Source organism: Pseudomonas fluorescens, assembly GCF_005938625.1.
Lineage (GTDB): Bacteria > Pseudomonadota > Gammaproteobacteria > Pseudomonadales > Pseudomonadaceae > Aquipseudomonas > Aquipseudomonas fluorescens_BD.
In genome coordinates this window covers 36,385-43,728 of sequence record NZ_VCNJ01000059.1, presented here as the reverse complement: position 1 = coordinate 43,728, position 7,344 = coordinate 36,385, and the positions used below count along the sequence as shown (strand labels likewise).

Here is a 7,344-nt window from a genome sequence, read left to right as displayed (position 1 = left end):
GGGTTCCTTCGCTGCGGGATCGATCCGGGCGCAGCGCCTACGGTTTGCTTCGCTGCACCTCCTCTCGCTGTGTTTGGCTGCGCCAAACGGTCGCTGCGCTCCCACCCCCGGATCAATCCCTCCACTCAGCCTTCCGACGTCGCCCGTGGATCAAGATCAAAAGCAGGCGAGCTGACACTCGGCCTATTGGCGAAGAGCGGGTGTTCGGCTTTGGATTTGTGGTGGATTTTCCCCTCACCCCAGCCCTCTCCCGGAGGGAGAGGGAGCCGATTTTTGAGCTTTTCAGAATCTGAGTTCAACTCGGTATCGCACGTCGGCGTACCTTGCCCAAACACCTCGATCAGTCCCCTCTCCCTCTGGGAGAGGGTTAGGGTGAGGGGCTTTTGATCTGTTTCAGAATCTGAGTTCGCCCCGGTATTTCACGTCGGCGTACCTCGCCCGAACACCTCAGGTCAGTCCCCTCTCCCTCCGGGAGAGGGCTAGGGTGAGGGGCTATTTCGCTGACACGATAAAAACTTGAACCGCTCTCTGTCCGGCATTTCCTGTGCGTAAACATGATTTTGTGAGCACGTTTAAATTACACAACCCGTTACGCCACTGGGCCTACAACACCTTGCGCCGTTACCTACGCGTACGCCAGAATCCGCCGGCTTACACGACCATAGCGCGGGCTATATCGTTTGCCTGCCACTGCCCATCAGTGGTCGGGTTTAGTAGCCCGTATGGTTTTAGTAAGTGCATAGGTCCCATTAAGTCAGGCGCATTTGCCTGTACTCAATGGTGGCTGTGCTCAGGGCGCTTTCGAGCGCGCCGGTCTTGCTAATTCCTCCGGTCTACTAACCTGCGCACAGCCGCCACCCTTCTTTTAGTAGAGAACGGTCGCGGCCCTTGTTCAGGAATTAGATATTTATGTTCAAAGCCACGCCAAACCCTCCGGGCACAGACCCAACCCCTCACGACCCAGCGCTTGAGTCTCAAAAGACAAAAGAAGCGACTGATCGCGCCCTCGACTACTACCTCAGACCAGAAACCCTGGCGGCCCCGCCAAACTCGCCCAAGTTTCGCCCGGTCTATCTCGTCGACCCCACGCTGGATGACGAAACCCTCCTGGTCGAGGCTAGCGAGTCGCTTTCATACGCCCACGCCATGGCCGGTAACATCGCCAACTCAATCGGCGGCCCGGAACGCAAGCCGCTGCTGGCGCTGCAACAGGTGATCATGCTCAACGAACTGTTGGTCAATCGACTGTTGGATAAGCTGAAATTGCCTCGGTAATTTCGCTGGCTGTTATGGCCTCATCGCGAGCAGGCTCACTCCTACATTGGATCTGCGGTGATCACTGATTGAGTGCCCGGCAACGATCCCCTGTAGGAGTGAGCCTGCTCGCGATGGCGGCCTAAGAGTCGACCAACCTCTAACTGATTGCATCCGGTCCAAATGTGGGAGCGAGCTTGCTCGCGAAAGCGGTCTGACAGACACCATCAAAAGAACAGGGCATTTGCGGATTTTTCTGTCGGTAAACGCAATCCTGTAAGCACGTTTAAATCACACAATCCGTTACGCCGCAGGGCCTACAACACCTTGCGCCGTTACCTACGCGTACGCCAGAATCCGCCGGCTTACACGGCTATGGGCCGGGCTATATCGTTTGCCTGTCACTGCAAATCAGTGATCGGGTTTGGTAGCCCGTCTGTAATAGCCGTGTGGCAACACCCTGTTCTGTCTCTTTGTAGAGGCCCAGTTCAATGGTGGTCATGCGTGGGGCTCACTCGTGAGCGCCGGGTTCCTATTGCAGCCGGTCTACCAACCCGCGTATGGCCACCACCCACTCGTTTGGTAGCGAGAGTGATGGCTCCTTAAACTGCGATAGGAGTTTCATCCATGTTCAAAATCACACCAAACCCACCACCCACCGATCCAATCCCCCACGACCCAGCGCTCAGCCCGCAAAAGATCAAAGAAGCAACCGACCGCGCCCTCGACTACTACCTCCGACCCGAAGCCCTGGCGGCTCCGCCAAACTCGCCAAAGTTTCGCCCCGTCTATCTCGTCGACCCTACGCTGGACGACGAAACCCTGCTGGTCGAGGCGAGCGAGTCGCTTTCATACGCCCACGCCATGGCCGGTAACATCGCCAACTCAATAGGCGGCCCGGAACGCAAGCCGCTGCTGGCGCTGCAACAGGTGATCATGCTCAACGAACTGTTGGTCAATCGACTGTTGGATAAGCTGAAGTTGCCTCAGTAATTTCGCTGGCTGTTATGGCCTCATCGCGAGCAGGCTCGCTCCCACATTGGATCTGCGGTCATCACAGATTGTGAGCCCGACAACGACCCCCTGTAGGAGTGAGCCTGCTCGCGATAACGGTATGACAAGCGACATCAATTTCAGACAGGCAATAAAAAAGCCCGAATGCTTTCGCTTTCCGGGCTTCCACGATCAAAAGATCGCAGCCTTCGGCAGCTCCTACCGTGATCGGTGAATAGCTGCCGAAGGCTGCGATCTTTTAATTTACTTTGTAGTGGGAAGCCTGCCAGTGATCACAAATTCATCGAACACTTTCTGCCCATCACGCGCGGCTTGCCGAACATCAAGGAATGTCAGTTCTTCACAAAATTTCTGTTTGTCGGGTTTTCGGGTGGAGTGTGTATTCATGCGGGCTGGCCTGCGTGATTGAGTAGCGACCGGCAAACAATAGAACCTGGCCTCAACGAGCACCAGTCGGCTCATTCTGGCGCAGTTGTAGGCAGTGTCTGCATTGCTTGAGTGAGATCGTCGTCGGCAGAGAAGGCCTCATCGCGAGCAGGCTCGCTCCTACAGGGGATCGTGACCGGGTACATAAACCTGTGATCACCGCAGATCCAATATAGGCCTTCGCCTGTTCGCGATGACGATCTGCCAGCCCCCAAAAATCCCAGATCACAAACAAAAGGCCCGGAAGCGCTCGCTTGCCGGGCTTTCAAGTGTAAAAAGGGCGACGCGGGATGGCTGCGCTATTTCAGCGTCCCGTCGCCGCCTACTTCACGCTTTGCACGTGCATATCCACCGCAATCCCGTCGCCTTTATCCGTACTAGCGTGATAGAAAAAACCGTAATCCACCAGATAGTAATAATGATCCATCGGCACGGGCTTCAAGCTCTTGCGCTGATCACGGCAACTGATCGCTTTGGCGTTACCACTCAACGCCGGGTTCAGCAGTTTGGCGGGTGACTCGCTGTCGACGGTGCAATCCACGGTAACCGGTTCTTCCCCCAGCGAGCCGATCAGGTTGCTGTTGATGCTGCCTTGGCGGGTGTAGCCCAGTTGGCTGCCGACGCGCATTTGCTGCCAATCACCTCGGAAACTCAAATTGTCGATCACAAGGGTGTTGCGGGACAGTTTGGCCTGTTCCCGACCGGACAGGGTGAGCAGGCCGCGCCAGCTGATTTGATGGCCGACGAGGTTTTCGCTCTTATGGTCAATGCTCAGTTGTTGGGTGACCGGATCGGTGGAAATGAAGTATTCGGTGCGTTCCGGCCAGCTCTTTTTGCTATTGCTGGCGGTTCCGGCGAGGTCCAGGTAAGTCAGGGTCTTGAGTGGTTTCGGCAGGTGCAGCTGTTCGATGCTTTTCAGCACGTTCGGGTTGATGTCGGGGATAGCGTTGGCATCTACCGCCGCTTTGCTGCGTCGGGTCAGCGCCGGCAGGCTGGCGATTGACGTTGGTGCGTTGCACACCAGTTCAACCATTTTTGACTTGTCCGCCTCGGACGCCGTGATCGCTTTGGTCTCGGGGAACATGTCGATTTTGCCGTCGGTGACCTGGTTGTCGGCGTTGAGGAAATAGCGGGCCAGCAGCGTGGAATTGCGTGTAGCGCAATCGTACGTGTAGTGCTCGCGAGTTTGGGTGAACGGTGCGCTATTGACCAGGTTGAGGCGGGTTTTCGGCTCGTCGTAGGCCATCCATACATCGACTTGCCCGGCCTTGTTTTGCAGGTTGTTTTTATCGACCAGCAACCAACGACCCGTGTCGTCTTGCGCCACTTTGCGCCAATCGGCGACGGGCAGGTTTTTGCATGCCTGGAGGAAGTCGCGGTTGTTCAGCAGTGTGGCGTGGTAACGCTCGGGCAACGCCCTCGCCGGCGCATAGTGGCCCGGATTGCCCGGATAAATGTGGCGCATCAACAGGAATGAATACACTTCGTTGATCTGCGCCGTGCTGCAGGCCGCCGAGTACTGGAAGCGCTGTACCACCACGGATTGCGGATCGCGCGGCTCGATCACCTGAAAGTTGATGACGTCGCCTTCACGCATCAGGCTGTTGGGTGTCAACGGCTGGGCCAGCAACACTGCCTGGCGGTCGGTATTTTTGGGCTGGGTGACGCAAGCGGCCAGCAGCAATGTGCTGATGCAAAGAATGATGCGCTGCACGGAACTCTCCGGGGGATCGATTGAAAGAGGCATTACGATTCATATAGCTCTGCTTGGGCTCAGCGCAGCGCCATCACCCTTACTCGTTCAAATCCTTGACCAGATAGTCGCCGACAATCTGCGAAACACCGGTCAACGCGGTGCGTACCAGTTCCGGTTCAGTGCGATAGCGCAGCGGCTCATAACCGTAGGTGTTGGCGCCGTTAAACGCGGTGATCGGCTCGTTGCGCTGCCAGATCAACTCGTCGCCGCGCTTCATCACGCCGTTGACCGCGATGGTCGGGTAAACCACGCTGCTGAAGCCCTGGGTCAGGGCGAAGCCCCAGTTGAATACGGTCAGTTCAATCTGCGCGTCCGCCGGTTCGTTGTCGCCGACGATTTTGAAGCGGCCGCTGGCGGCGAGTTTTTCTTCGAAGCTCGTTTTCACCAAGTCGCCGAGGTTGATGTTGGCGGTTTCCATGTTGTACAGGATCGCATCGACGGTCGACATGGAGGCCAAGTCGCCGGCCTTCAAACCAGCGGCAAAACCGGCACCGCCGAGTGCCGCTGTACCGATTTTGCCAGCGCCCGCCGCCAGACCTACGCCGGTGCCGACGCCCGCGCCAATGGCGGCGCCCCATGCTTGTTCGCGTCCCATATAGCTCATTTCCCGGGGTTTCCATGACACCGCGAGGATTTTCACGGTGTGGATTTGGGTACGGTATTCGGGCTTGAATTTCTGGTTGGCGCATCCGGCCAGGAACAGAACGGCGAACATCAGGACAGCGATCTTCTTCATGAAGGACTCACAACAAGAAACGGACTTGCGGAGGTTGTCGTCCGCATGCAGGAATTCTGAAGGGGTGGTGGATATTAATGTGCCACTATTGCGGCGATCGAGTTCCGGCGCCTGAATTCAGCTGCTGCCAGGACGTGGAAGTGCGCATCGGAAAACTCGCTGGACACACGCACAGCCCCACAAGCTAGCGTCTCGCGCTCTAATGCGAGAGACCTGTCATGGATGACCTGTTGACTACATTATCCAGGCGCATGAAATATCTGGTGTGCACGTCGTTCGCGGCGCTGTTGGCCAGTCAGCCGTTGCTGGTCCTGGCGGAAAACGTCAACGGGAAAACTCTCTATTCCCAGTGATGCGCGGTGTGCCAGACGTCACCAATCCCGGAACCAATAAAACCGGACAGCTTTCGCCGTCCGGGTTTCCAACGTCAAAAAGATCGCAGCCTGCGGCAGCTCCTACACCGATTATCTGTAGGAGCTGCCGCAGGCTGCGATTTTTTGCTGTTAGCGGTTAAACCGCTCCACCAACGAGTACTGCGTATTCGCCGTTTTGGTCAGCTCTTCACTCAGCAAAGCCGAGTTATGCGCTTGCTCCGACGTCTGATCCGCCAACTCCGAAATATTGCTGATGTTGCGGCTGATCTCTTCAGCCACCGCACTTTGCTCTTCGGTCGCCGCAGCAATCTGCGTGGTCATGTCGGTGATATTAGCCACCGCTTCACTAATACCAACAAGCGCCTGATCCGCTTCCAGCACTCGCGCCACACCTTCTTCCGCCTGACGATGCCCGGCTTCCATGGTCTGCACGGCACTCGAAGCCGTCTGCTGCAACTTGGCGATCAAGGCATGAATCTGCCCGGTCGATTCGCTGGTGCGTTGCGCCAGTTGACGGACTTCATCTGCCACCACGGCAAAACCACGGCCCATCTCGCCAGCACGCGCGGCTTCGATCGCAGCGTTCAGTGCCAGCAGGTTGGTCTGGTCGGCGATGCCTTTGATCACGTCAACCACGCCACCGATTTCGTCGCTGTCCTTGGCCAGTTGGGTCACCGTCAGGCCGGTTTCACCGACAACTACCGACAGACGCTGAATGGCTTCGCGGGTTTCGCCGGCGATGTCACGACCGCGACCGGTCAGGCGATTGGCTTCCTGAGTGGCGTCAGCAGTGCGCTGTACGTGGCTCGCCACTTCCTGAGTGGTCGCGGCCATCTGGTTGACGGCGGTGGCGACCTGTTCGGTTTCCACGCGTTGACGTTCCAGACCGCTGGAGCTGTTGTGCGCCAGGGCGTCGGACTGTTTGGCCTGATCGGTCAGGTGTTCGGCGGTGTCCTGCAGGCGGGTCAGGCAGGTTTTCAGGCGTGCTTCCTGGCTGAGGATCGACATTTCCAGACGCGCCTGGGCGCCACGGCTGTCGGTGTACATCTGCGCGATCAGCGGATCGGAGGTGGTCTGCTCGGCCAGACGCAGCAGGCGCTTGAGCCCGCGTTGCTGCCATTGCAGGCCCATCAGGCCCAGCGGCACCGACAAACCGGCGGCGAGGGCGAAGCCCCACTGCGAGTTCAGGGTCGCGCCGATCATGAAGCTCAACTGGCTGACCAGAATGAACGGCAACCAGTCCTGCAGCACCGGCAGCCATTTATCCGTGGAAGGGATCGCCGACTTGCCCTGGTTGATGCGTTGGTAGAGCGCTTCGGCACGGCGGATCTGTTCGGCGGTGGGTTTGATCCGCACCGACTCGTAACCGACCACCTGATTGCCGTCGAACACCGGTGTTACATAGGCGTTAACCCAGTAATGGTCACCGGTCTTGCAGCGATTCTTGACAATGCCCATCCATGGCAAGCCTTGTTTCAGTGTGCCCCACATGTGCGAAAACACCGCAGCCGGGACGTCGGGGTGACGGACCAGGTTGTGCGGCGCACGGATCAGTTCCTCACGCGAAAACCCGCTGATTTCGACGAAAGCGTCGTTGCAGTAGGTGATCACGCCCTTGGCGTCGGTTGTGGAAATCAACCGCTGCTGAGCCGGGAAAGTCCGTTCGCGTTGTGTAATGGGCTGGTTATTACGCATGGTTTTTCAATCCGCAAGGCTTTGAAAGGTTGTCGGCGGTGACAGCTTTTTATTGAAATTTTTTTTCAATAATCAGCACAGCGTCGCAA

6 protein-coding genes are annotated in these 7,344 nt (G+C 57.5%); 3 read left to right on the top strand and 3 right to left on the bottom strand.

Features of this window, described 5'->3' with window-relative positions; all coding sequences use genetic code 11:
* Nucleotides 1–909 precede the first annotated feature (909 nt).
* The gene (locus tag FGA82_RS27655) at nucleotides 910–1,275 is read left to right on the top strand and encodes a DUF6124 family protein (protein WP_141129555.1); all 366 of its coding nucleotides are present in this window, start codon (nucleotides 910–912) and stop codon (nucleotides 1,273–1,275) included.
* A 606-nt stretch (nucleotides 1,276–1,881) separates the two neighbouring features.
* Nucleotides 1,882–2,247, top strand: coding sequence for a DUF6124 family protein (locus tag FGA82_RS27650; protein ID WP_141129554.1), 366 nt, complete (start codon nucleotides 1,882–1,884; stop codon nucleotides 2,245–2,247).
* 769 nt (nucleotides 2,248–3,016) lie between these two features.
* On the opposite strand, the gene FGA82_RS27645 is transcribed toward FGA82_RS27650, so the two are convergent.
* A complete protein-coding gene (locus tag FGA82_RS27645) occupies nucleotides 3,017–4,408 on the bottom strand; it encodes a surface-adhesin E family protein (RefSeq protein WP_141129553.1) in 1,392 nt (463 codons plus the stop codon).
* 79 nt (nucleotides 4,409–4,487) lie between these two features.
* Nucleotides 4,488–5,186: a hypothetical protein gene (locus FGA82_RS27640; protein ID WP_064389790.1), complete on the bottom strand. Its 699-nt coding sequence runs from the start codon at nucleotides 5,184–5,186 to the stop codon at nucleotides 4,488–4,490.
* Between the two features lie 218 nt (nucleotides 5,187–5,404).
* Here FGA82_RS27640 and FGA82_RS32720 point away from each other — a divergent pair, with 218 nt between their 5' ends.
* Nucleotides 5,405–5,539, top strand: coding sequence for a hypothetical protein (locus FGA82_RS32720; protein ID WP_283242354.1), 135 nt, complete (start codon nucleotides 5,405–5,407; stop codon nucleotides 5,537–5,539).
* Nucleotides 5,540–5,689: 150 nt separating this feature from the next.
* On the opposite strand, the gene FGA82_RS27630 is transcribed toward FGA82_RS32720, so the two are convergent.
* Nucleotides 5,690–7,255 (bottom strand): methyl-accepting chemotaxis protein, encoded by a 1,566-nt coding sequence (locus FGA82_RS27630; RefSeq protein WP_141129552.1) that lies wholly within the window; start codon nucleotides 7,253–7,255, stop codon nucleotides 5,690–5,692.
* Between the last annotated feature and the right edge of the window lie 89 nt (nucleotides 7,256–7,344).

What these genes read in the sequence shown, in the direction of transcription:
- FGA82_RS27655 (WP_141129555.1), top strand. Translation starts at nt 910, where the DNA reads ATGTTCAAAGCCACGCCAAACCCTCCGGGCACAGACCCAACCCCTCAC.
- FGA82_RS27650 (WP_141129554.1), top strand. Translation starts at nt 1,882, where the DNA reads ATGTTCAAAATCACACCAAACCCACCACCCACCGATCCAATCCCCCAC.
- FGA82_RS27640 (WP_064389790.1), bottom strand. Translation starts at nt 5,186, where the DNA reads ATGAAGAAGATCGCTGTCCTGATGTTCGCCGTTCTGTTCCTGGCCGGA.
- FGA82_RS32720 (WP_283242354.1), top strand. Translation starts at nt 5,405, where the DNA reads ATGGATGACCTGTTGACTACATTATCCAGGCGCATGAAATATCTGGTG.
- FGA82_RS27630 (WP_141129552.1), bottom strand. Translation starts at nt 7,255, where the DNA reads ATGCGTAATAACCAGCCCATTACACAACGCGAACGGACTTTCCCGGCT.